This window comes from Kineococcus gynurae (genome assembly GCF_042433995.1).
GTDB lineage: Bacteria > Actinomycetota > Actinomycetes > Actinomycetales > Kineococcaceae > Kineococcus > Kineococcus gynurae.
On the sequence record NZ_JBHLUI010000010.1, the window covers coordinates 316449 to 339124 of the forward strand.

Annotated in this window: 23 protein-coding genes; 17 read left to right on the top strand and 6 right to left on the bottom strand. The window is 74.5% G+C overall.

What is annotated here, in order from left to right; genetic code table 11:
* The first annotated feature begins 51 nt into the window (after window positions 1–51).
* The 4 genes from ACFFKU_RS15255 to ACFFKU_RS15270 are packed head-to-tail and all read left to right on the top strand — an operon-like array spanning window position 52 to window position 3227.
* Complete coding sequence (locus ACFFKU_RS15255) at window positions 52–1242, top strand: AAA family ATPase (protein WP_380139190.1); 1191 nt, start codon at window positions 52–54, stop codon at window positions 1240–1242.
* Complete coding sequence (locus tag ACFFKU_RS15260) at window positions 1239–1820, top strand: DUF4276 family protein (protein ID WP_380139192.1); 582 nt, start codon at window positions 1239–1241, stop codon at window positions 1818–1820. The genes ACFFKU_RS15255 and ACFFKU_RS15260 overlap by 4 nt, the downstream gene beginning before the upstream one ends.
* On the top strand, window positions 1820–2713 hold the full coding sequence (gene truA, locus ACFFKU_RS15265; RefSeq protein ID WP_380139380.1) for a tRNA pseudouridine(38-40) synthase TruA: 894 nt from the start codon (window positions 1820–1822) through the stop codon (window positions 2711–2713). Before ACFFKU_RS15260 ends, truA begins: the two co-directional genes overlap by 1 nt.
* A 25-nt stretch (window positions 2714–2738) precedes the next feature.
* Entirely contained in the window at window positions 2739–3227 is a 489-nt protein-coding gene (locus tag ACFFKU_RS15270; RefSeq protein ID WP_380139194.1) for a SixA phosphatase family protein, read from the top strand.
* A gap of 37 nt (window positions 3228–3264) precedes the next feature.
* Here the strand turns inward: ACFFKU_RS15270 and ACFFKU_RS15275 are convergent, their stop codons facing one another.
* Window positions 3265–3654, bottom strand: coding sequence for a RidA family protein (locus ACFFKU_RS15275; protein WP_380139196.1), 390 nt, complete (start codon window positions 3652–3654; stop codon window positions 3265–3267).
* Window positions 3655–3776: 122 nt separating this feature from the next.
* Here ACFFKU_RS15275 and ACFFKU_RS15280 point away from each other — a divergent pair, with 122 nt between their 5' ends.
* The 5 genes from ACFFKU_RS15280 to ACFFKU_RS15300 all read left to right on the top strand — a co-directional run bounded on the left by ACFFKU_RS15280 (window position 3777) and on the right by ACFFKU_RS15300 (window position 8879).
* The gene (locus ACFFKU_RS15280) at window positions 3777–5471 is read left to right on the top strand and encodes an ATP-binding cassette domain-containing protein (RefSeq protein WP_380139197.1); all 1695 of its coding nucleotides are present in this window, start codon (window positions 3777–3779) and stop codon (window positions 5469–5471) included.
* Between the two features lie 165 nt (window positions 5472–5636).
* Window positions 5637–6080 carry a 50S ribosomal protein L13 gene (gene rplM, locus ACFFKU_RS15285; protein WP_380139198.1) on the top strand — a complete coding sequence of 148 codons (444 nt, stop codon included), beginning with the start codon at window positions 5637–5639 and terminating at the stop codon, window positions 6078–6080.
* A gap of 38 nt (window positions 6081–6118) precedes the next feature.
* The gene (gene rpsI, locus ACFFKU_RS15290; RefSeq protein WP_380139199.1) at window positions 6119–6616 is read left to right on the top strand and encodes a 30S ribosomal protein S9; all 498 of its coding nucleotides are present in this window, start codon (window positions 6119–6121) and stop codon (window positions 6614–6616) included.
* 146 nt (window positions 6617–6762) lie between these two features.
* A complete protein-coding gene (gene glmM, locus ACFFKU_RS15295; protein WP_380139200.1) occupies window positions 6763–8115 on the top strand; it encodes a phosphoglucosamine mutase in 1353 nt (450 codons plus the stop codon).
* Between the two features lie 77 nt (window positions 8116–8192).
* Window positions 8193–8879: a GNAT family N-acetyltransferase gene (locus tag ACFFKU_RS15300; protein WP_380139202.1), complete on the top strand. Its 687-nt coding sequence runs from the start codon at window positions 8193–8195 to the stop codon at window positions 8877–8879.
* A 7-nt stretch (window positions 8880–8886) separates the two neighbouring features.
* Here ACFFKU_RS15300 and coaA read toward each other — a convergent pair whose 3' ends face one another.
* On the bottom strand, window positions 8887–9900 hold the full coding sequence (gene coaA / locus ACFFKU_RS15305) for a type I pantothenate kinase (protein ID WP_380139204.1): 1014 nt from the start codon (window positions 9898–9900) through the stop codon (window positions 8887–8889).
* 94 nt (window positions 9901–9994) lie between these two features.
* On the opposite strand from coaA, the gene glmS reads away from it, so the two are divergent.
* From glmS to ACFFKU_RS15340, 7 genes are all read left to right on the top strand, one after another.
* Window positions 9995–11872, top strand: coding sequence for a glutamine--fructose-6-phosphate transaminase (isomerizing) (glmS, locus tag ACFFKU_RS15310; protein ID WP_380139206.1), 1878 nt, complete (start codon window positions 9995–9997; stop codon window positions 11870–11872).
* Between the two features lie 109 nt (window positions 11873–11981).
* Window positions 11982–12335, top strand: a complete 354-nt coding sequence (locus tag ACFFKU_RS15315; protein WP_380139207.1) for a holo-ACP synthase — start codon at window positions 11982–11984, stop codon at window positions 12333–12335.
* A 31-nt stretch (window positions 12336–12366) separates the two neighbouring features.
* Window positions 12367–13842 carry a bifunctional ADP-dependent NAD(P)H-hydrate dehydratase/NAD(P)H-hydrate epimerase gene (locus ACFFKU_RS15320; protein ID WP_380139208.1) on the top strand — a complete coding sequence of 492 codons (1476 nt, stop codon included), beginning with the start codon at window positions 12367–12369 and terminating at the stop codon, window positions 13840–13842.
* 50 nt (window positions 13843–13892) lie between these two features.
* Window positions 13893–15056, top strand: a complete 1164-nt coding sequence (gene alr, locus ACFFKU_RS15325) for an alanine racemase (protein WP_380139209.1) — start codon at window positions 13893–13895, stop codon at window positions 15054–15056.
* Window positions 15057–15091: 35 nt separating this feature from the next.
* A complete protein-coding gene (locus tag ACFFKU_RS15330) occupies window positions 15092–16072 on the top strand; it encodes an alpha/beta hydrolase (RefSeq protein WP_380139210.1) in 981 nt (326 codons plus the stop codon).
* Window positions 16069–16641, top strand: coding sequence for a tRNA (adenosine(37)-N6)-threonylcarbamoyltransferase complex ATPase subunit type 1 TsaE (gene tsaE / locus ACFFKU_RS15335; RefSeq protein WP_380139212.1), 573 nt, complete (start codon window positions 16069–16071; stop codon window positions 16639–16641). Before ACFFKU_RS15330 ends, tsaE begins: the two co-directional genes overlap by 4 nt.
* Window positions 16638–17411, top strand: coding sequence for an alpha/beta hydrolase (locus ACFFKU_RS15340; protein ID WP_380139213.1), 774 nt, complete (start codon window positions 16638–16640; stop codon window positions 17409–17411). Before tsaE ends, ACFFKU_RS15340 begins: the two co-directional genes overlap by 4 nt.
* 6 nt (window positions 17412–17417) lie before the next feature.
* On the opposite strand, the gene ACFFKU_RS15345 is transcribed toward ACFFKU_RS15340, so the two are convergent.
* Both ACFFKU_RS15345 and ACFFKU_RS15350 read right to left on the bottom strand, forming a co-directional pair.
* Window positions 17418–18281 carry a phosphotransferase family protein gene (locus tag ACFFKU_RS15345; protein WP_380139214.1) on the bottom strand — a complete coding sequence of 288 codons (864 nt, stop codon included), beginning with the start codon at window positions 18279–18281 and terminating at the stop codon, window positions 17418–17420.
* 65 nt (window positions 18282–18346) lie between these two features.
* Entirely contained in the window at window positions 18347–19420 is a 1074-nt protein-coding gene (locus tag ACFFKU_RS15350) for a helix-turn-helix transcriptional regulator (RefSeq protein WP_380139216.1), read from the bottom strand.
* A 114-nt stretch (window positions 19421–19534) separates the two neighbouring features.
* Here ACFFKU_RS15350 and ACFFKU_RS15355 point away from each other — a divergent pair, with 114 nt between their 5' ends.
* Window positions 19535–19984, top strand: a complete 450-nt coding sequence (locus tag ACFFKU_RS15355; RefSeq protein WP_380139217.1) for a cupin domain-containing protein — start codon at window positions 19535–19537, stop codon at window positions 19982–19984.
* Between the two features lie 53 nt (window positions 19985–20037).
* Here the strand turns inward: ACFFKU_RS15355 and ACFFKU_RS15360 are convergent, their stop codons facing one another.
* Window positions 20038–21621 carry a hypothetical protein gene (locus ACFFKU_RS15360; protein ID WP_380139218.1) on the bottom strand — a complete coding sequence of 528 codons (1584 nt, stop codon included), beginning with the start codon at window positions 21619–21621 and terminating at the stop codon, window positions 20038–20040.
* 62 nt (window positions 21622–21683) lie between these two features.
* Complete coding sequence (locus tag ACFFKU_RS15365) at window positions 21684–22631, bottom strand: hypothetical protein (protein ID WP_380139219.1); 948 nt, start codon at window positions 22629–22631, stop codon at window positions 21684–21686.
* Window positions 22632–22676 lie beyond the last annotated feature (45 nt).

The following is a 22676-nucleotide window of genomic DNA, read 5'->3' on the forward strand; positions in this document are numbered from 1 at the left end:
GCCTGGGGATGCTGGTGCCGGGCAAGTGGAGTCGGGTCGTACGATCGGGTCATGGCTCCCGGACGTTTCGACGTGACCCAGTTGCGGCTGCGCAACTTCCGGAGCATCCCTGCCTGTGCGGTCAAGCTCGGAGCCCTAACCTTCCTAGTCGGGCCGAATGGGGCTGGGAAAAGTAACGTCCTCGACAGTCTCCGACTCACAGCGCAGTCGTTGAACGAGAACCTAGACAACGCTCTGCGTGAGCGGGGTGGCGTGCAAGAGGTGCGCCGCCGTTCCACAGGTCATCCCCGCCATTTCGGCATCTCTCTCGACTTCCAGGGACCTACCTGTTCCGGTAAGTATAGCTTTGAGGTGGGAGCTGTCGGCGGCGGCGATTTCCGGGTGACCAAGGAAGACTGCTCGATCACCCCGGTTGCCTTTGGTGCGGACCCTGTCAGCTACCGCGTCCGGTCTGGGGAGGTAGTCCATTCGTCCTTGGGTCAGCTGCCGCGATCCACTCCAGACCGACTGTTGCTCGCGTCGGCGTCCGGTCTTCCGGCCTTCCGTGAGGCTTTTGACGGACTGGCAGGTATGAACGTCTACAACCTCAATCCCGAAGTCATGCGACCTCCCCAGATTCCTGACCCCGGGGAGTTGCTCCGGCGCGATGGGGGAAACATCGCCAGTGTCCTGACGCGTCTTTCGCGAGAGCGCCCCGAGGTTAAGGCAGATATTGATGCCTACCTGGCCGCGGTTGTTCCCGGAATTGTCGCGGTGGAGCGTAGTCCCCTTGGCGCCTATGAGACTCTATCCTTCCGGCAGGAGGTTGATGGCTCCGACGCCTCATGGACGTTCGCAGCGACATCGATGAGTGACGGAACCCTGCGCGCCCTCGGCGCCCTGGCGGCGCTTTTCGCGGGAGCTGCTCCTGTGCGTTCACCCGTGGGTATTGAGGAACCTGAGGCGGCACTACACCCTGCGGCGTCCGGGACGCTACTCGAAGCCCTCCAAGTGGCATCGGAAACTAGACAGGTACTGGCCACGAGCCATAGCCCGGATCTCTTGGACTCGCCGACGGTGGGACCGGAGTCAATCGTGGCCGTCACCTCGCGTCGGGGAGAGACTGCGGTCTCCCGGCCTGACGCCGCCGCAGCCAGTGTCCTGCGGGAGGGTCTTTTTACGGCGGGAGAGTTGCTTCGGGTGGACCAATTGCGACCGGCTGAGGCCCTGCAGCCCGATCAGTTGAAGTTGTTCGCCTCGTGACCACAATTGCCTCTATCGTGGAGGGGCAGGGAGATGAACTTGCGGTGCCTGTCCTTCTGCGTCGCATTGTGAGCGAACGTTTCTCCGGTTCTGGTCCGGTTATCATCGAGCGACCCCATCGTTTGCCGCGCGGGCGCATGCTGAAGGAAGAGCACTTAGGGCGCGCCGTGGAGCTCCAGCGGCGCCGGGTGCAGCAGGACGGATCGGGAGGAGTCCTCGTCCTCCTGGACTCGGATGACGACGACGCCGAGGAATTGTGTGCACAGGTTCTGTCAGTCGCTAGAGCTGCGGGGACGATCGAGGTGGTTGTTGCGGTCCGAGAGTTTGAAGCCTGGTTTTTGGCTGCGATGCAATCTTTGACCTCGCATCGGAGCGTCAAATTGACGGCCCTTGATGTCGAGCATCCTGAGGCCCGGCGAGGGGCCAAGGAGACACTGTCGCGTCATATGCTACAGCCGTATCGCGAAACGCTGCATCAGCCGGCTTTTTGTGCATGCATAGACATCAATAGCGCGGAAAGGGGAAGCAGTTCTTTTCGACACCTGATACAGGCGGTGGGTCGACTGGTGGTTGCGTGATGCCAACCCGGCTGCGGCTGGACCTGGCCTACGACGGGACCGCGTTCGCCGGGTGGGCCCTGCAGCCGGGGCTGCGGACGGTGGAGGGGGTCCTCACCGAGGCGGTGGGTCGGGTCCTGCGGACCGATCCCGCTCCCCGCCTGGTCGTCGCCGGCCGGACGGACGCCGGGGTCCACGCGCGGGCCCAGGTGGCCCACGTGGACGTCGAGGAGGACGCCCTGGCCCGGGTGCCCGGCCGGTCCTCCCGGGCCCCCGAGGAGGCGCTGGTGACCCGGCTGGCGGGGGTCCTGCCGCCCGACGTCCGGGTGCACGGGGTGCGTCGGGCGCCGGAGGGCTTCGACGCCCGGTTCGCGGCCACCCGGCGGCGCTACGCCTACCGCGTGTCGGACGCCCCGGGCGGGGTGCCCCCGCTGCGCCGCTTCGACGTCCTGCACCACCGCCGCCCGCTCGACGCCGCGGCCATGGACGAGGCCGTCCAGGCCCTCGTCGGGCTGCACGAGTTCGCCGCCTTCTGCAAGCCCCGCGAGGGGGCCACGACGGTGCGGACGCTGCTGCGCTACTCCTGGCGGCGGGTCGAGGAGGGCGCCGACGCCGGCCTGCTGGTGGCCGACGTGCGGGCCGACGCCTTCTGCCACTCGATGGTGCGCGCGCTGGTCGGCTGCGCGCTGGCCGTGGGAGACGGGCGGCGCGACCGGGGGTGGCCGGCCCGGGTGCTCGCCGCCGCGGTCCGCGACCCCGCCGTCGCCGTGGTGCCCGCCCACGGGCTCACGCTCGAGGAGGTCGCCTACCCCGCCGACCACCTCCTCGCCGCCCGCGTCCTGCAGGCCCGGGCCGTGCGGGAGCTGCCCGGCTGCGACCAGACGGGCGACGCGCCGCCCCGGCTTGGGGGTTGATCCCGGGCTGGTGGACAGTGTCCCCGTGCCCACGCTCGTCGTCGTCCGTCACGCCAAGGCCGAGACCCCGCTCGGCCTGCAGGACATCGCCCGCCCCCTGTCCGAGCGCGGCCGCGCCGACGCCGAGGAGGCGGGACGGTGGCTGGCGGCCACCATCGACCGCCCCGACCTCGTCCTCACGTCGCCGGCCCGGCGCACCGAGGAGACGACCGCCCGCCTGCTGCAGTCCTGGGGCAAGGCGGCCGCCGTCGTCGACGAGGAGCGCATCTACGAGGCGAGCCTCGGCGACCTCCTGCGCATCGTGCGCGGGCTCGACACCGCCCGCCCCGACGCGGTCGTGGTGCTCGTCGGGCACAACCCCGGCCTCTCGGACCTGGTCAGCAGCCTGAGCGGGCGGATGGTCCAGCTGCGCACGACGGGGATCGCCGTCCTCGACGTGAGCGGGGAATGGGCCGACGCCGACTCGACCAGCTGCGCGCTGCGCCTGGAGCACACCCCCCGCGCCGGGGAGTGATGCCGGGTCCCTGCCGCGGCGGCGGGTCCGGGGGCGGTCAGTCGACGATCGCGTCCGCCTCGATCTCGACCAGCAGTTCCGGGGCGATCAGCGCGGACACCTCGACCATCGTGGAGGCGGGGCGGACGTCGGCGAACACCTCCCCGTGGGCCCGGCCCACCTCCTCCCACCGGCTGATGTCGGTGACCATGATCCGGGTGCGGACGACGTGCTCCAGCCCGGCCCCGACCCCCTCGAGGGCCGCGGCGATGCGCCGCAGCGCCTCCCGGGTCTGCTCGCCCGGGTCGTCCGGTCCCACGACCCCGCCCTCGGGCCGGGCCGCCGTGGTCCCGGCCACCGCGACCCGGTCGCCGACCCGGACCGCGCGCGAGTAGCCGACCACGGCCTCCCAGGGGCCGCCGGAGGACACGAGCTGGCGAGGTCTCATACCCCGATCATCGCGTCCCCACCGCGTCCCGACCACGCCCCCCACCACGCACCCCACCACGCCCCCCACCACGCCCCGGTCACGTGGGCAAAAGGGCTTGCCGGGCCGGGCAGACTGGCCGCGTGGGCGCACCCGGAGGACATGTCGACGTCGCGAACGTCTCGCACGAGCTGCCCGACGGGCGCCCGCTGCTGAACGAGGTGGGTTTCCGGGTCGCCGACGGCTCGACGACCGCCCTGGTCGGCCCGAACGGCACCGGCAAGACCACCCTGCTGCGGCTGATCGCCGGGGACGAGCCCCTGCAGGAGGGGGCGATCGCCCGCAGCGGCGGCCTGGGCGTCATGCGGCAGTTCATCGGCTCGGTGCGCGACACCACCTCGGTCGGGGAGCTGCTGCTGTCCCTGGCCCCGCCCGCCCTGCGGGCCGCCGGCGCCGCGGTCGAGCGCGCCGAGCTCGCCATGATCGAGACCGAGAGCGAGCGCGACCAGCTGCGCTACGCCCAGGCCCTGGCCGACTTCGGCGACGCCGGGGGCTACGACGCCGAGGTCGGCTGGGACGAGTGCACGGCGGCGGCGCTGGGGATGTCCTTCGAGGACTGCCGGAACCGCCTGGTCCGGACCCTGTCGGGCGGGGAGCAGAAGCGGCTGGCCCTGGAGGCGTTGCTGCGCGGGCCCGACCAGGTGCTGCTGCTGGACGAGCCGGACAACTACCTCGACGTGCCGGGCAAGCGCTGGTTGGAGGAGCAGCTGCGGGCGACGCCGAAGTCGGTGCTGCTGGTCAGCCACGACCGGGAGCTGCTGAGCGCCGCGGCCGACCGCATCGTGACCCTGGAGCCGGGGGCGGCCGGGGCGGTCTCCTGGGTGCACGGCGGGTCGTTCGCCTCCTACGGCGAGGCGCGCACGGCGCGGGGGGAGCGCCTGGAGGAGCTCGGCCGGCGCTGGGAGGAGGAGCGCGTCAAGCTGCGCGCCCTGGTGCTCAGCCTGCGCGAGAAGGCCAAGTTCAACGACGGGATGTCCTCGCGCTACGCCGCGGCGCAGACCCGTCTGGCCAAGTTCGAGGAGGCCGGCCCCCCGCAGGCCCCGCCGAGCGTGCAGGACGTCCGGATGCGGCTGCGCGGCGGGCGCACGGGACGCCGGGCGGTGGTCTGCGAACGGCTGGAGCTGACCGGGCTGATGCGGCCCTTCGACGCCGAGCTGTGGTTCGGCGACCGGGTGGCCGTGCTCGGTTCCAACGGATCGGGCAAGTCGCACTTCCTGCGGCTGCTGGCGGCCGGCGGCAGCGACCCCGACGCCGAGCACCGCCCGGTCGAGGAGGTCGTCCTGGAACCGGTGGCGCACACCGGATCGGCCCGCCTGGGGGCCCGCGTGCGACCGGGCTGGTTCGCCCAGACCCACGCGCAACCGGAGCTGCTCGGGCGGACCCTGCTGGAGATCCTGCACCGGGGGACCGACCACCGCTCCGGGCTGGACCGGGAGGCGGCCTCGCGCGCGCTGGACCGCTACGGCCTCGCGGCGGCCGCCGAGCAGCGCTTCGAGCACCTCTCGGGCGGGCAGCAGGCGCGCGTGCAGATCCTGCTGCTGGAGCTGTCCGGGGCGACCCTGCTGCTGCTGGACGAGCCGACCGACAACCTGGACCTGCACTCGGCCGAGGCCCTGGAGCTGGCGCTGGAGGCCTTCGAGGGCACCGTCGTCGCGGTGACCCACGACCGGTGGTTCGCCCGCGGTTTCGACCGCTTCCTCGTCTTCGGGGCCGACGGGCGGGTGGTCGAGTCGCCCACGCCGGTGTGGGACGTGGAGCGGGTGGCCCGGGCCCGCTGAGCGCTGTCCGGGGTGCCGTCCGGGCACCGTTTTGACCCCGGTCCCCACGCGCGGGTATCGTCACTGGTCGTTGTGCCCGCGCAGTGCTCGCCCCTCGTCGTCACGAAGGAGCGGCCCCAGGCGGGGGCCGGAGAGCCATCGTTCCCGAGGAGTTGGGCTAGTCCCGTGCGTACGTTCACCCCGAAGCCGGGCGACATCGACCGCCGTTGGTTCGTCATCGACGCCGAGGACGTCGTCCTCGGCCGTCTCGCGTCGCAGACGGCGATCCTGCTGCGCGGCAAGCACAAGCCGACCTTCGCCCCCCACGTGGACGGTGGCGACTTCGTCATCATCGTCAACGCCGCGAAGGTCGCGCTGACCGGTTCCAAGCGGGACCAGAAGATCGCCTACCGGCACTCCGGGTACCCGGGTGGTCTCAAGGCCACCAAGTACACCGAGCTGCTGGAGAAGAACCCGGAGCGCGCCGTCGAGAAGGCGATCCGCGGGATGCTGCCGAAGAACTCGCTCAGCAGCCAGGTGCTCTCCAAGCTCAAGGTGTACGCCGGCCCCGAGCACCCGCACGCGGCCCAGCAGCCGCAGCCCTTCGAGCTGACCCAGGTCGCGCAGTGAGTGCTGTCGCGCCCACTGCGAACTGACTGAGGAGAATCGTGGCCGAGTACACCACCGAGACCGTCGAGGACATCACCGAGTCCGACGACTTCACCGGTACCTACACCTCCGAGTCCGCCCAGCCGCGGACCGGTGGCAACAGCATCATCGCCCCCGGCGCGGCCACCGGCCGTCGCAAGGAGGCCGTCGCCCGCGTCCGCATCGTCCCCGGCTCCGGCAAGTGGTCGATCAACGGTCGTGACCTCGACAGCTACTTCCCGAACAAGGTGCACCAGCAGCTCGTCAACGAGCCGTTCCGGGTCACCGAGCTCGAGGGCTCCTTCGACGTCATCGCCCGCATCCACGGCGGTGGCCCGTCCGGTCAGGCCGGCGCCCTGCGCCTCGGCGTGGCCCGCTCGCTCAACGCGATCGACGTCGAGGCGAACCGCCCGGCGCTGAAGAAGGCCGGGTTCCTGACCCGCGACCCGCGCGCGACCGAGCGCAAGAAGGCCGGTCTCAAGAAGGCCCGCAAGGCGCCTCAGTTCAGCAAGCGCTGATCCCGCCCGTGCCCTGAGCACGGCGGACGGCCGAACGGCCCCGGGGACATCCCCGGGGCCGTTCTGCGTCGGGGCCCTTCCCGCTCGGTACTGTCATCCAGCCCTCGGCGCGCACCGCCGCGGGAGCACAGAGAGGAACGAGGCGCGTGAGGCGACTCTTCGGGACCGACGGCGTGCGGGGGTTGGCCAACGTCGACCTGACCGCCGAGATGGCACTGGGGCTCTCGGCGGCGGCCGCCGCCGTCCTCGGCCGCCAGGACGGCGGGCGCCCCTTCGCGGTCGTCGGGCGCGACCCCCGGGCCTCGGGGGAGTTCCTGAGCGCGGCGGTCGTCGCCGGCCTCGCCAGCGCAGGCGTGGACGTGCGCGACGTCGGCGTCGTGCCCACCCCGGCCCTGGCCCACCTCGTCGCGGTCGGCGACGCCGACTTCGGCGTCATGCTCTCCGCCTCGCACAACCCGATGCCCGACAACGGGTTGAAGATCTTCGCCCGCGGCGGGGCCAAGCTGCCCGACGACGTCGAGGACGCGATCGAGCGCACCTTCCACTCCGGGTCCCGCAACCGCCCCACCGGGGCCGACGTCGGTCGGGTGGAGAACGGCGGCGGCGTCGAGGCCGCCGCCCGCGACAGCTACGTCGAGCACGTGCTCGCCACCGTGGAGCACGACCTGTCCGGCCTGCACGTCGTGCTGGACTGCGCCCACGGCGCGGCGAGCGCCGTCGCCCCCCGCGTGCTGCAGCGGGCGGGGGCGCGGGTCACCGCCCTGGCCGCCACGCCCGACGGTCTCAACATCAACGACGGGGTCGGGTCCACCCACCTCGCCCCGCTGGCCGCCGCCGTCCGTGAGCACGGCGCCGACCTGGGCATCGCTCACGACGGCGACGCCGACCGCTGCCTGGCGGTCGACGCCGACGGACAGGTCGTCGACGGGGACCAGATCATGGCGATCCTGGCCGTCGCGCTGAAGGAGCGGGGCCGGCTCACCGCCGACACCCTCGTCGCCACCGTGATGAGCAACCTGGGGCTGCGCCTGGCCATGCAGCGCGAGGGCATCCGGATGATCGAGACCGCGGTCGGCGACCGCTACGTCCTCGAGGCGCTCACCGAGGGCGGTTACGCCCTGGGCGGGGAGCAGTCCGGTCACGTCGTCCTGCCCGCGCACGCGAGCACGGGGGACGGGCTGCTGACCGCCGTGCAGCTGCTCTCCCGGATGGCCGAGACGGGGCGCAGCCTCGCCGACCTCGCCGGGGTCATGCACAAGCTGCCCCAGGTGCTGGTCAACGTCGGCGGCGTGGACCGCTCCCGGGCCGCGGTCGACCACGAGGTCAACGCCGCCGTGGCCGCCGCCGAGCGCGAGCTGGGCGAGACCGGTCGGGTCCTGCTGCGCCCCTCGGGCACCGAGCCGCTGGTCCGGGTCATGGTGGAGGCCGCGGAGCAGTCCCACGCCGAGGCCGTCGCCCACTCGCTGGCCGACGTCGTGCGGGCCCGGCTCGGCCACTGACGCCCGCCGGGCACCCGCGCTCGGCCGGGGGCGAAAGCCGTTGACCGGCGGGTCGGGCGACGGCTGAGCTGGAGCGCATGACGCTTCCCGCCGACCTCTACCCCTTCGCGGCCCTGCGACTGCGGACCACGACGTCCGACGGGGCCGAGGTCGAGCTGCGGACCGGGGACCTCGAGGGCGTGGTCGCGCTCGCCGCGGTCGCGGCCGAGGGCGTGCACGACGAGGCCCTCATGCCCTTCACGACGCCCTGGACCCGCTGCGAGCCGGCCGAACGGGCCCGGCGGACCTTCGACTGGCAGGTCGGCGCCTGGGCCGGTTGGAGGCCCGAGGACTGGCGGCTCGAGTTCGTCGTGCGCCGCGACGGGGTGGTCGTCGGCACCCAGTCGCTGAGCGCCCGGCACTTCCCGGTCCGGCGCGAGGTCGGGACCGGGTCGTGGCTCGGGCGCGCCCACCAGGGTCGGGGGACCGGCCGGGCCATGCGCGTCGCGGTCCTGGCCCTGGCCTTCGACCACCTCGGCGCGGACACGGCCACCAGCTCGGCCTTCGTGGACAACCCGGCCAGCCTCGCGGTCTCGCACGGTCTCGGCTACGCCGACGACGGCCTCGAGGTCGAGGTCCGCGAGGGGGCCCGCGTGCTCGCGCAGCGCCTGCGGCTGGACCGTGCGGCCTGGCGGGACGGGCGGGACCGTGGTGCCCGGGTCGAGGTCACGGGAGCGGGGCCCGCGCTGGCCGCCCTGCGCCCGGAGGGGACGGCGGGCGGCTGAGCCGCGCTCAGAGCTTGCGCAGCCGGACCCGGCTCACCGAGTGGTCGGAGTCCTTGGCCAGCACGAGCGTGGCCCGCCCCCGGGTCGGCCGGACGTTCTCGACCAGGTTGGGTCCGTTGATGGTCGCCCAGATCTGCTCGGCGCGGTCGACGGCCTGGACGTCGGTCAGCGCCGCGTAGCGGTGGAAGTAGGACTCGGGGTTGCTGAACGCGGTCTGCCGCAGCCGCAGGAACCGGTCGACGTACCAGGACCGGACGTCCTCGGTACGGGCGTCCACGTAGACGGAGAAGTCGAAGAAGTCGCTGACGGCCACGCCCTGGGTCCCGTCGGCCCGCACCCGGGCCGGTTGCAGCACGTTCAGCCCCTCCACGATGAGGACGTCGGGCCGGCGCACCACGATCTCGGCGCCCGCCACGATGTCGTAGGTCAGGTGGGAGTAGACCGGGGCCCGCACCTCGGGCGCCCCGGACTTGACCGCGGAGACGAACCGGAGCAGGGCCCGGCGGTCGTAGGACTCGGGGAAACCCTTGCGGTGCAGGATGCCGCGTCGGTCGAGCTCGGCGTTGGGCAGCAGGAACCCGTCGGTGGTGACGAGCTCCACGCGCGGGGTCTCCGGCCAGTGCGAGAGCAGTTCGCGCAGGATGCGCGCGGTCGTCGACTTGCCGACGGCGACGGACCCGGCGACCCCGATGACGAACGGGGTACGGTCGGCGTTCTCGCCGATGTCGCCGAGGAACGTCGAGGTGGCCGAGTGCAGGCTGCCCACGGCCCGGTCGTAGAGGGTGAGCAGCCGCGACAACGGCAGGTAGACGTCCTCGACCTCGCGCAGGTCGATGCGGTCGCCCAGACCCCGCAGGCGGGCCAGGTCCTCAGCGGTCAGCGTCATCGGCGTCGAGGCCCGCAACCGGCTCCAGTCCTGCCGGTCGAGGACCACGTAGGGCGACTGCTCCCGGGCCTCGCGGCTCAACCCGCGCGCCGCCGGGGGCGTGCGGGTCGTCCCGGTGGTCGGCTCGGCACTCACTGGGGGAAAGGTAGCGCCACCGGGCGCCCCTCGGCGTCCTCGGACCGGAGCGGTCTGCTCCGTCCGGGGCGGCGCGCCCTCTACCCTCGGTCCCATGTGCGGCATCGTCGGATTCGTCGGAACCCTGCCCGAGACCTCGCCCGCCCCCGTCGGCGGAGCGGGCACCGCGGTCGTCCTCGAAGGCCTGCGGCGGCTGGAGTACCGCGGCTACGACTCGGCCGGCATCGCCGTCGTGACGTCCGCCGGGGTGGACGTCCGCAAGCGCGCGGGCAAGCTCGGCAACCTCGTCGCGGCCCTCGAGGCCGACCCGCTGCCGGTCTCCTCGACCGCCATCGGGCACACCCGCTGGGCGACCCACGGCGGTCCCACCGACGCCAACGCGCACCCGCACACCGACGCCTCCGGGCGGACGGCGGTCATCCACAACGGCATCGTCGAGAACTTCGCGGTGCTCCGGGCGGAACTCGTCGAGGCGGGCGTCCCCTTCACCTCTGAGACCGACACCGAGGTCGTCGCGCACCTGCTCGGGGCGGCCGTCACCGAGCTGGGCGACCTGACCGAGGCCATGCGGGCGGTCTGCGCGCGGCTGGAGGGGGCCTTCACCCTGCTCGCGGTCCACGCCGACGCCCCCGACGTCATCGTGGGGGCGCGCCGGAACTCCCCGCTGGTGGTCGGGCTGGGGGAGGGTGCGAACTACCTGGGCTCCGACGTGGCGGCGTTCATCGCCCACACCCGCGAGGCGCTCGAACTCGGCCAGGACCAGGTCGTCACCATCACCCCGGACTCCGTCGTGGTGACCGGGTTCGACGGTTCCCCCGTCGAGGGCCGCCGGTTCCACGTGGACTGGGACGCGGCCGCCGCCGAGAAGGGTGGTTTCCCGAGTTTCATGGCCAAAGAGATCCACGACCAGCCGCAGGCCATCGCCGACACCCTGCTCGGTCGCACCGACCCGGCCGGGAAACTCGTCCTGGACGAGATGAAGGTGTCCGAGGCCGAGCTGCGCAGCGTCTCCAAGGTCGTCATCATCGCCTGCGGCACAGCCGCTTACGCGGGTCAGGTGGCCCGTTACGCGATCGAGCACTGGTGCCGGATCCCGTGCGAGGTGGAACTGGCCCACGAGTTCCGCTACCGCGACCCGGTCGTCGACGAGCGCACCCTGGTCGTGGCCATCTCCCAGTCCGGGGAGACCATGGACACGATCATGGCGATCCGGCACGCCCGGGAGCAGGGGGCCAAGGTCCTCGCCATCTGCAACACCAACGGGTCCACGATCCCGCGCGAGTCCGACGCCGCCCTCTACACCCACGCCGGCCCCGAGATCGCCGTCGCCTCGACCAAGGCGTTCCTGGCCCAGATCGCGGCCTGCTACCTGCTCGGTCTGTACCTGGCCCAGGTGCGCGGCAACAAGTTCGCCGACGAGATCAAGGTCGTCCTGGACGAACTGGCCCAGATCCCCGCCCAGGTGCAGGAGGTCCTCGACGGGTTGGAGCAGGTCCGTGGCATCGCCCGGTCCATGGCCGACACCCGCTCGGTGCTGTTCCTCGGACGGCACGTCGGCTACCCGGTCGCGATGGAGGGGGCCCTGAAGCTCAAGGAGCTCGCCTACATCCACGCCGAGGGTTTCGCGGCCGGGGAGCTCAAGCACGGCCCGATCGCCCTGGTCGAGGAGGGGCAGCCGGTGTTCGTGGTCGTGCCCTCGCCCCGCGGCCGGGACTCGTTGCACTCCAAGGTGGTCTCCAACATCCAGGAGGTCCGGGCCCGGGGCGCCCGGACGCTGGTCATCGCGGAGCAGGAGGACACCGCGGTCGAGCCGTTCGCCGACGTCGTCATCCGCATCCCGCAGACCTCGACGTTGCTCTCCCCGCTGCTCGCGGTGGTCCCGTTGCAGGTGTTCGCCTGCGAGCTGGCCGCGGCCAAGGGGCTCGACGTCGACCAGCCCCGGAACCTGGCCAAGTCCGTCACCGTCGAGTGACCGCCCGGCCGGGGCCGCTCGCGGACCCCGGTCGGCGGGCGCGTCGGGGCGCGTGGCACTGTGGCGGCAATCGTCGTCAGGGAGCAGAGATGAGCCTCGGGGTGGCCACGTGATCGTCGGGATCGGCATCGACGTCGTCGACATCGCCCGGTTCGTCCGGCAGGTCGAGCGCACGCCGCGGTTGCTGGAGCGGTTGTTCGGCGACGGTGAGCGGGGGCTGCCCGCGGAGTCGCTGGCCGCCCGGTTCGCCGCCAAGGAGGCCGTCGCCAAGGCCCTCGGCGCCCCGGTCGGCCTGGTCTGGACCGACGTGCTCGTCGAGCGCGACACCGGGCACCGCCCGGAGATCGTCATCAAGGGCAGCGCGGCCGAGGAGGCCCGTCGCCAGGGGGTGGAGAAGTTCCACCTCTCGCTCTCCCACGACGCCGGCATCGCCACCGCGATGGTGGTAGCCGAAGGGCGATGACCGGTCGAGCCGCCGGTGAGCCGGTGACCGCGTGATCGCGGCGCACACCGTCGCCCAGGTCCGGGCCGCCGAGGGCCGGGTCATGGCCCGCCTCCCCGCGGGTCTGCTCATGCAGCGGGCGGCCGCGGCCGTGGACGTGGAGAGCGCCCGCATCCTGCGCGAGGTCGCCGGGGGCGTGGTCGGCCGCCGGGTCGTCGTGCTGGCGGGGGCCGGGGACAACGGGGGGGACGCGCTCTTCGCCGCCGCCCGCACCGCCCGGCGCGGGGCCGACGTCCTGGTGCTCACGACCTCCGGGCGGGTCCACGCCGCGGGCGCCGCCGCCGCTCGCGCCGCCGGGGCCCGGGTCCGGCCCTTCGCCCCCGAGGACACCGCCCTCTGCGCGGAGGCCGACCTGCTGCTCGACGGGATCGCCGGCATCGGTGGCAGCGGCGGCCTGCGCGAGCCGTTGCGGCCCCTGCCCGCGGCGCTGGACGCCGACGGCGGACCGGTCGTGCTCGCCCTCGACCTCCCCAGCGGTCTCGACGCCGATGCCGGCCGCCTGGACGCGGCGGTGCTGCCCGCCGACGTGACCCTCACCTTCGGCACGGCGAAGCCCTGCCACCTGCTCGGACCGGCGGCCCGCACCTGCGGGCGGCTCGTGGTCGTCGACATCGGGATCACCGGGGAGCTGCCGGCCCCGTCCGTGCGCCGGCTGGAGCCGGTCGACGCGGCCCGCGCGTGGCGGCGGGCCCGGCCGGAGGACGACAAGTACTCGCGCGGGGTCGTCGGTGTCGTCGCCGGGGGTGCCGACTACACGGGCGCGGCCGTCCTCGCCGTCGAGGGCGCGGTCCGGGCCGGGGCCGGGATGGTCCGCTACGGCGGTCCGGCGCACCCGGCCGAACTCGTCCGGCACGTCCGCCCGGAGGTCGTGGTCGGCCCGGGACGCGTCCAGGCCTGGGTGCTGGGCCCGGGGGTCGCGCCCGACGACGAGGAGCAGGGGGCCAGGATCGCCGCGGCCCTCGCCTCCGGGGAACCCGCCGTCGTCGACGCCGGGGCGCTCGCCCGGCTGCCGGAGGGCCTCGCGCCGCAGCACGTCCTCACCCCGCACGCGGGGGAGCTCGCGCGCCTGCTCGCCACCCTGGGCCGCGACGTCGACCGCGCCGCGGTCGAGGCCGACCCGGCCGCCCACGCCCACGACGCGGCCCGCGCGACGGGGGCCACCGTCCTGCTGAAGGGGACGGTGACGACCGTCGCCGGGCCCGGCGGGGACGTGGTCACCGCCGCCTCGGCCACCCCCTGGCTCTCGACCGCCGGGGCGGGCGACGTGCTGGCCGGGATCCTGGGCACGGTCCTGGCCGGGCACGCCGGGGCGCTGGCGGCCGACCCGACCCGCGCGGCCGAGCTGGCCGCGGTGGCCGCCGTCGTGCACGGCCGGGCCGCGGCCCTGGCCGCCGCCGGGGGGCCGGTCGCGGCGCGCGACGTCGCCGACGCCGTGCCCGCGGCCCTGACCTCGCTGCCCGGCTGGTGAGGTGCGGGTCCGCCCGGCCCGACCCCGCCCGCCGCAGTAGCGTGCTGGCCGTGGAGACGACCGCGACGCAGACCGGCAGCGAGGTGGTGGTCGACCTCGGCGCGGTCCGCGACAACGTGGCCGCGGTCCGGGCGACCGTCGGCGCGGCCGAGGTCATGGCCGTCGTCAAGGCCGACGCCTACGGGCACGGGGCCCTGCCCGCGGCGCGGGCCGCCCTGGACGGCGGGGCGACCAGCCTGGGGGTCGCCACCGTCGCCGAGGCCCTGGCCCTGCGGGCGGGGGGGATCGAGGCCCCCGTCCTGGCCTGGTTGCTCATCCCCGGGGACGATCTCACGGTGGCCGTCGCGGCCGACGTCGAGCTCTCGGTCGCCGCGCCCTGGTCCCTGGCCGCCGTCGTCGCGGCCGCCCGCGCGCTGGGCCGCCCCGCCCGCGTCCACCTGGAGCTCGACACCGGCATGTCCCGCGGCGGGGTGGCCGACCCGGACCGCCCGGCGATGCTGGCCGAGCTGTCCCGCGCGGTCGCCGAGGGGGCGGTCCGCCTCGTCGGGACCTGGGCCCACCTGGCCTCCTCCGACGTGCCCGCCGACCCGGCCAACGCCCGTCAGCTCGCCGCGTTCGCCGACGCCGTCGTCGAGCTGCGGGGGGCGGGCCTGGACCCCGGTCGGCTGCACCACGCGAACTCGGCCGCCGCGCTGCTGCTGCCCGGGTCCCGGTTCGACCTGGTCCGCGTCGGGCTCGCCTGCTGGGGGCTCAGCCCGGCCCCGCAGCTCGCGACCTCGACCGAGCTCGGGCTGCGGCCGGCGATGACGTTGCGGTCCCGGCTCGCCCACGTGCGCCGGGTCCCCGCCGGCACGGGGGTCTCCTACGGCCTCACCTGGTCGACCCCGCGGGCCACCACCCTCGGGCTGGTCCCGCTCGGCTACGGCGACGGGATCCCGCGGCACGCCTCGCGGCCCTCGCCCGCGGGTACTGCCGGCGGGTCCGTCCTGGTCGCCGGCGCGCGGCGGCCGGTCACGGGACGCATCTGCATGGACCAGTTCGTCGTCGACCTCGGCGGCGAGGAGCCCGAGGTCGGCAGCGAGGTCGTCGTGTTCGGCGACGGCCACGACGGGGCGCCGACCGCCCAGGACTGGGCCGAGGCCGCGGGCACCATCTCCTACGAGATCGTCACCCGCATCGCCGGCCCCCGCGTGCCCCGGCGGCACCGGTGGTGACCGGGGACGAACCGATCCGGGGCGAGGTGGCCCGGGTGCGCACCGACGACGGGGCCGAGCTGCAGGTGCTCGTGGAGGGCCCGACCGACGCGACCAAGGCGACCGACCCGAGCGGCGCTCCCCGACCCACGGTCGTCCTCGTCCACGGCTACGGGTTGTCCGGCGAGTGCTGGGTGGAGCAGCTGACCGCGCTGCGCGAGGGGTACCGGGTGGTCGTGCCCGACCTGCGCGGGCACGGCGCCTCCACCCGTGGACCGGCCGGCCCGATCACGGTCCGACAGTTGGCCGACGACCTCGGCCGGGTCCTCGACACCGTCGTCCCCGACGGGCCCGTGGTCCTGGTCGGGCACTCCCTCGGCGGGATGACGGTGATGGAACTGGCCGCGCGCCGCCCCGACCTGCTGCCGCGCGTCGCCGGGGTGGGGCTGATCGCCACCAGCTCCGGGGGGCTCGCCGGTTTCGACCACGGTCTGCCGTTGCTGGGCCGGCACCTGTTGCGCTGGGCGGAGAACGCGCTGGAGCGGGGGCGCGAGCACCTCGACGTCCTGGAACGGGGCCGCCGGGCCGGGGCCGACCTCGAGCAGCGGTTGCTGCGCCGGTGGAACTTCGCGGGTCCTGTCGAGCCGGAGCTGGTCCGGGCGGTCGCCCGGATGATGGCCGCGACCCCGGTCGACGTCATCGCCGACCTCCTCCCGGCCTTCGCCACCCTGGACCTCGCGGCCGCGCTGCCGGCGCTCGCCGGACGGCCGGTCCTCGTGCTGAGCGCAGAGCGCGACCGGATGGTCCCGCCCGGGCACGGCGCGGACGTGGCGGGCGCGATCGAGGGGGCCGAGCACGTCCTGCTCCGCGCCTCGGGCCACCTCGTCCTGCTGGAACGTCCCGACGTCGTGAACGCCCGGCTGCTCGGCCTGCTGGCCCGGGTGGGACGAGGGGTGGTCGCGGGTCCGCCACCGGAGCAGGTGGTGGTCCCGCTGCCCCGACGACGGAGGACCGTGCGGCGGGGGGTGCGGGCATGACGGACGACGCGACGCCGAGGCCGGTGACGGTGCGGTTGGCGACCCCGGAGGCCACCGCGGCCTTCGGCGCCCGGTTGGGCGCCCGGTTGCGGGCCGGTGACCTGCTCGTCCTCGCGGGCGACCTGGGGGCGGGCAAGACCACGCTGACCCGGGGGCTCGCCGAGGGCCTCGGGGTACGGGGTCCGGTCACCTCGCCCACCTTCGTCATCGCCCGGGTCCACCCCACCCTGCGGGGTGGCCCCCCGCTCGTGCACGTCGACGCCTACCGCATCGGTTCGCTCGCCGAGCTGGACGACCTCGACCTCGACGCCTCGACCGAGGAGGCGGTGACCGTCGTGGAGTGGGGGCGCGGACTCGTGGAGGAGCTGGCGGGTGAGCGCCTCGAGGTCGACCTGGTGCGCCCGCACGGCACGCTGCCCGGCAGCGGGGCGTCGGCGGACGAGGGGACGTCCGAGGTGCCGGTGGAGGCCCGCGAGGTCACCCTGCGCGGGATCGGCGGGCGCTGGGCGGGCGTCCTGACCGGTCTCGCCGAGCCGGACCGCAGCACGAGTCCCGAGGAGGGCCGATGACCCGGTTGCTGGACCTGGACCCGGAGGTCGCCTCGTTCTCGGCGCGACCCGGTTCGCGGACCGCGGTGCTGGTCAGCCACGGTTTCACCGCCTCTCCGCAGTCGGTGCGGCTCTGGGCCGAGGCCTTCGCCGCCGCGGGGTTCGACGTGTCCGCCCCGCGGCTGCCCGGCCACGGCACGACCGTCGCCGACTGCAACACGACGACCTGGGCGGACTGGCTCGGTGCCCTGCGGGCCGAGCTGCGCCGACTGGCCGCCGACCACGACCGGGTCGTCGTCGCCGGCATCTCGATGGGCGGGGCGCTGTGCCTGCGCCTGGCCGAGCTGCACCCCGAGGCGGTCGCGGGGGTGGTCCTGGCCAACCCGGCCGTGCGCCTGGACCCGCTGCGGACGGCCGCGGTGACAGTGCTCGGTCGCACCCTGCCCTCCTGGCCCGCCATCGCCGGGGACCAGAAGAACCCCGCCCGGCCGGTGCGGGCCTACGACCGCACGCCGCTGCGCGCGCTCGTCTCCTCGACCGGGGGCTGGCGCGACACCCGGCGCGACCTGGCCCTGGTGACCCAGCCGGTGCTGCTGCTGCGCAGCCGCGTCGACCACGTCGTCCCGGCGCTCTCGAGCGCCACCGTGCTGCGCGGGATCTCCTCCATCGACGTCACCGAGGTCGTGTTCGAGGAGAGTTTCCACGAGATCACCTGCGACGGTGAGCATCTCGAGGTCGAGCGGCTCTCGGTCGAGTTCGTCCGACGCCTCGACGCGTCCCCGGCCACCTGACCGGGGTCACACCGTCGTCTGCAGCGTCCGCAACCAGTGGCCCGGCGCGCCGGCGTAGGCCGCGGGCGGGTCGGGCCAGTCGGCGAGCGCCCGCTCCCAGCTGTGCGCCCGACTGATGCGGCCCAGGCGGACGCCGAGCTCGACGGCCCGCTCGTGCCGGGTGGGGGCGAGGTCCCACCCGGCCAGGTAGGCCGTGCGGGCGGCCGGGGAGGGGTGCACCGCGTCGTCCACCTGCAACGCCACCAGCAGGCTGGAGAAGGGGTGCCCGACGCAGGCGTCCCCCCAGTCGAACACCGCGAGGTCGGCGGCGAAGACGTTGCCGTCGTGCAGGTCGTCGTGCTGCAGGGTGGGCGGGGGACCGAGCTCGGCGAGCTCGGCGGCCTCGTCGCGGATCCGCGCGACCTCGCCCGCGAGGCCGGGGGCCCACCGGGAGAACAGGTCCGCGGCGACGTCCGGCAGCACGCCCAGGCGCAGGTCGGGCACCCCGAGGGCGAGCAGCTCCGCGGCGTGCGGGGTGACCCGACGCTGCACGGCGGCGTACCCGCCCAGCACCTGCGGCCAGCGTCGGGACGCGTCGCGGGTGCTGTTCAGGGTCGCGCCGTGGTCGGCCAGCAGCAGGTAACCCGCGTCGGGTTCGGCGGCCAGCGGACGCGGTACCCCGGGCACCCCCCACGCCGCGAGCGCCGGCAGCAACCGGGCCTCGTGCGCCGTGGCGGGCGAGCACGCCTTGAGCCAGCGCACGCCCTCGCTGGTCGGCACCTCCCACACCCGCGACCAGGGGCGGTGCTTGTGCAGCCGGGGTGCGCCGCGCAGCCGCACCTGGCTCCGTACCCAGTCGAGGGCCCCGCCCGTCCTCGTCGCGTTCGGCACGCTCCGTAGCATCGCCTGCCCGGCGCCACCGGGGGAGGCCTTTCCGACGTCTTCCTGCGGGCCGGTCAGCAGACGTCGGAACGGTGCAACGGGGCGAAGGCGTCCTGGAAGAGGCTCGCGACGAGCTCCCCCCGGCTACCGACGCCCATCTTGGCGAAGACGGCCTTGAGGTGGTCGCCGACGGTGAAGTCGCTGATCCCGAGCTGGGAGGCGACCTGCCGGTTGGTGCGGCCGGCCGCGACCAGCAGCAGGACGTCGCGCTCCCGCGGGGTCAGTCCGTGCCCGCGGACCAGCAGGTCGGCCCAGCGGTGGGCGGGCAGCTGCTCGACGGCCACGGCCTCCGTCCCGGCCAGGCTGGTCGCGGTGAAGAGCAGCCAGCGGCCGTCGTCGGTGGGCGCCGAGGCGGTGCTGGGCCCACCGGCCCGACGGGAGGCCAGCACCGAGGCGAGGACCTGCGGCAGCCCCCGGACGCCCGGTGCCTCCACCGTCGCCGTGCCGCGGGAACGACCGAGCAGGTCCGCGGCCTCGTCCGTCATGGCGGTGACCGACCCGTCCGGACCGCACAGCACGAGCCCGGCGGGACCCACGGTGCCGGTCGGGGCGGCGGGGGACCCTCCGCGCAGCAGGCCGCCGCGCAGGGCCGTGGCCAGGCCGCGGGCCATCGCGTCCACGGTGCGGGTCTCGCCGGCGTCGAAGGGCGTGCCCCCGCGCAGCAGCAGCAGCGCACCCCACGGGGTCACCCCGTCGGTGAGGACGACGCGCAGCTCGTCGTCGAAGCCGGCGGGTCCGAGCAGGTCGCGGTGCCGGACGCTCGTGGTGACGTCGCCCCGCGTCGCGTTCCAGGCGGTGCCGCTGCGACCGGCGGCGGCCAGGTCGGAGAGCTTGAGGACGTCGTCGGCGCGGTACTCGTTGTCGAAGACCGCCGCCTCCAGGGCCGGGTCCCGGGCCATCCCGTCCAGCAGGCAGGACGTCCACATGGTCGTCACCGGGTCGACCGTGGCCCACACCGCCACGTCGTAGCCGAGCCGTCCGCGCAGCGCCGCGGCGGCCGCGCGCAGGACGTCGAGGTGGTCGCCCCCCGCCGGGAGCTCGCGCAGCACCTGCGCGGCCACGGCGTCCGGATCGACCCGTCCCGACATCGCCCGGTCCTTCCCGCCACCCCCGCGAACAGGGGATGGAACGGCCTGTCGACCCCGGCCACGCTGGGGAGCACCCACCGGACCGACCGGCGGGACCACGTCCGGAGGACATCGATGCTGGCACAGGTCCGAACCGCAGCCCAGGCGCTCGGCGCCTTCTCCCTGATGGGTTCCGTCATGGAACCCCTCGTCCGGGCCGAGGACACGGCGCAGGCCTACGAGCTGGTCCGCACCACGGTCGGGCCGCAGGGACGCTCACCGCTGCACAGCATGTCGAGGGACAAGGTGTTCGTCGTCGTCGCCGGTGAGCTGGTCATCACCCTCGGCGAGGAGGATCACGCGGCCCCGGCCGGGACCGTGGTCCACGTCCCGTCCGGGACGGCGCACCGCTACCGCAACCCGACGGCGGACCCGGCGCAGGTGCTGGTGGTCACCACCGGCGCCGGCCACGTCGACTTCCTGGCCGGGATGTCGGCGCTGACCGTGGACGGTCCGCCCGCGCCGGAGGCGCTGGCCGAGCACACCGCCGCCCACGGGGTGCGCATGTTCCCGCCGCGCGACTGACGCCCCGCCCGGTCCGGGCGGCGCGAGACGGTCGAGGGTCGCTGCCTCGACGGTCAGGCCCGGTTCGGGTCCAGCGACAGCGTCGTCCTCGGGTCGGCCATCCAGGCGTCGAACTCGTCGACGGTGATGAAGAGGGGTTTGCCGTCGAAGCAGCGGGAGATCTCGGTCACCCGCTCGCTCGCCTCGTCCAGGTCCGCCCCGGTGACGGCGTCGAGCGCGTCGTCCAGCAGGGGACTGACGCCGACACCCACGTAGGCGTCGCTCTCCTCGCCCAGCTCGCGGGTCGTCGCACCGAGCAGGACCGCCGTGGCCACGGCGGCGGCGGCCTCGTCCTCCAGGACGGCGAGACGTCGATCGAGGTCGTCGGTGTCCAGGGTGGGGCCTGGGACGCGTTCGCCGCGGAGCGCGGCCAGGGCTGTCCGAAGGCCCTGGCTGATGAGGACGGCCGTCGCCTGCCCCACCAGCCCACCCACCAGGCCGGCCACGACCGGGCCACCGAGCGTCGTCGGGACCAGGGCGGCCAACGCCCCCACCAGCGTGACGCGCAACGCGGTCTCGCAGCAGCGTTCAGCGAGCGTCCCGGTACCGATCTCCCCTCGGCCGAAAGCGACCGCGTTCGCCGCGATCTCGGCGACCGCGCCCGCGATGACCGCGGGGGTCGAGCCTCGTCCGAGGGTGGCCGGCAGTCGCCCGGCGGCGATCGCGACGGAGACGGCTTCCCCGAGCCCGGCCACCGAGGCCGAGCGAACCGCCTGCAGGGCAGCCGCGCCGGCCGCCGTGGCGGCGGCGGACGCGGCGGTGGTCTGACCGGCCCGAACCCGGGCCGCCTGCCGAGCCGCCTCGACGACCCCGGCGAGCGCGGCCCCGGTGACCGCTGCGGTGGCCGCGGCCGTCCCGACCTGGCGTGCGGCTGAGCGGCGCACCTGACGGTCGGCCCAGCGTGCCGGATCGATGGCCGCCTCGTGGGCCTCGGGGCTCGACACCGGGGTGCTGCGGACCGACCCTGCTCCGGTGCGGGCTCCGGTCCGCCCTCGGAGTCCCGGCCGCACGGTGACGTCCTCGACGTGCAGCGTGGCGGTCACGTGGGCCTCGGCGTCCGTGTACTCCTCGAAGCCGAGCCCGTCCGGGTTGAGGGTCAGCCGCTTGTCGAGGATCCGGTGGACGGCCTCCAGCTGGTCGCCCGGGACCAGGCGCTGCATGCCCTGGTAGCGGCCGTCGACGACGCTGCGGGCACCGACCGTGCTGTCGCTCATCAGCTTGGCCTGGGCCGAGGCCAGCAGGCGTCCGCCCTCGACGAGGTGCAGGTCGGCGGCGGCGCTCTGCGAGCCGCCAGGAGCCCACTCGGTCGTCGCGGCACGGACCGCGGATCCCTTGGCGATCGCGTCGAGGTTGAAGGAGAGCTCGTGCATCACCTCGAAAAGGTGTCCTGCCCGTTGGGCCAGCCCGAGCCGGCGGTAGCGCTGGGCCAGCCGCCCGGCGATCGCCTCGACCCGCAGCGCCTCGACGGTCTGAGCGGCCGACCGCCGCGTCGCCGCGTTCACCAGCGTCCACGCCGCCGTCCCGGCCCCGGCCCGGGCCAGGCGCCTGACGACCGGGTCGGAGGTGCCCCGGTCCTCACCGTCCTCACCGTGCGCCACCTCGTCAGCCGGGGATGAGCCGTCGGGCGAGGTCCCGGATCGTCCGCCCGTCGCGTCCTGGGTCATGCCGCGCCGCCCGCGGTGGCCCTGGCGGCCCCGTTCGGCAGGCGCCGACGGGCGTCGTCCACGACGTCCCCGGACACGGCGGTCACCTCGCCGCCCTCGTCGACGAGGGGGGTGGCCATCACCGAGATGACCGTGGTCATGAGGGACACCGTGCCTGCCACCCTCGCCCGTTGCGACGAGTCGTACGTGGCGTAGTCGTCACTCGCGTCGACGAGGGACCGCAGGCGTTCGAGCTGGATCTCGGACTCCGCCTGAAGGTCGTCCAGCAGGGCGGCGACCTGACGGCTGCGTCTGATCACCGCCGCCGTCCGCTCCTCGACCCGGGTCAGCTCGACCTCTGCGGCGGCCAGCTCTTCGGCGCCCTCTCGCTGACGACGCCGCTGCCGTCGCCCCTGCCAGGCAAGCACCCCGACGGCCGCCAGCACGGCGGGCGCCGCCACCAGGCTCCCCAGGACCATCGTCCCCGCGGCCACACCGCCACCACCGGCCGCCAGCGAACCTCCGCCCAGCGCGGCCAGGGTCGCACTCGTCGCCGCGGCCCCGGACAACCCCGAGATCGCCGTCCCGGTGGAGGCCACGGCCACGGCGCCGACGGTGGCGAAGGCCCCGGCGCCGGCTCCGGCGCCGACGCCCAGGCCGCCGGCGAGCGCACCGATCGTCTGCAGGGCATCGAGTCGCACCTGGGTGACCTCGACCCGCGGCGCGGACCCCACGACGGGCAGGTCCACCATGACGAGCTCGGCCAGGTCGACGTTCTTGATGCGGCCGAAGACGTCGCGGAAGGGCACCAGGACCTGGTCGTAGACCCGGCGTCGGTACGTCTCCTGCGCCCGCCCCTCCCGTTCGGCCCGGCCGACGAGGGAGGCGTGCCGATCCTCCAGCTCTTCGTGCAGGCCTCGGTTGGTCCGCGCCAGCCGCACGGCCTGGACCCAGGCGATCTCCACGACCGACCCCCCGCGACGACGGTGACATTCGACTACTCACAGTCA

Bases quoted from the DNA above. Each gene is read 5' to 3' on its own strand.
- ACFFKU_RS15255 (WP_380139190.1), top strand. From the start codon at position 52: ATGGCTCCCGGACGTTTCGACGTGACCCAGTTGCGGCTGCGCAACTTC.
- truA (WP_380139380.1), top strand. From the start codon at position 1,820: ATGCCAACCCGGCTGCGGCTGGACCTGGCCTACGACGGGACCGCGTTC.
- ACFFKU_RS15275 (WP_380139196.1), bottom strand. From the start codon at position 3,654: ATGAGACCTCGCCAGCTCGTGTCCTCCGGCGGCCCCTGGGAGGCCGTG.
- ACFFKU_RS15300 (WP_380139202.1), top strand. From the start codon at position 8,193: ATGACGCTTCCCGCCGACCTCTACCCCTTCGCGGCCCTGCGACTGCGG.
- glmS (WP_380139206.1), top strand. From the start codon at position 9,995: ATGTGCGGCATCGTCGGATTCGTCGGAACCCTGCCCGAGACCTCGCCC.
- tsaE (WP_380139212.1), top strand. From the start codon at position 16,069: ATGACGGACGACGCGACGCCGAGGCCGGTGACGGTGCGGTTGGCGACC.
- ACFFKU_RS15340 (WP_380139213.1), top strand. From the start codon at position 16,638: ATGACCCGGTTGCTGGACCTGGACCCGGAGGTCGCCTCGTTCTCGGCG.
- ACFFKU_RS15350 (WP_380139216.1), bottom strand. From the start codon at position 19,420: ATGTCGGGACGGGTCGATCCGGACGCCGTGGCCGCGCAGGTGCTGCGC.
- ACFFKU_RS15355 (WP_380139217.1), top strand. From the start codon at position 19,535: ATGCTGGCACAGGTCCGAACCGCAGCCCAGGCGCTCGGCGCCTTCTCC.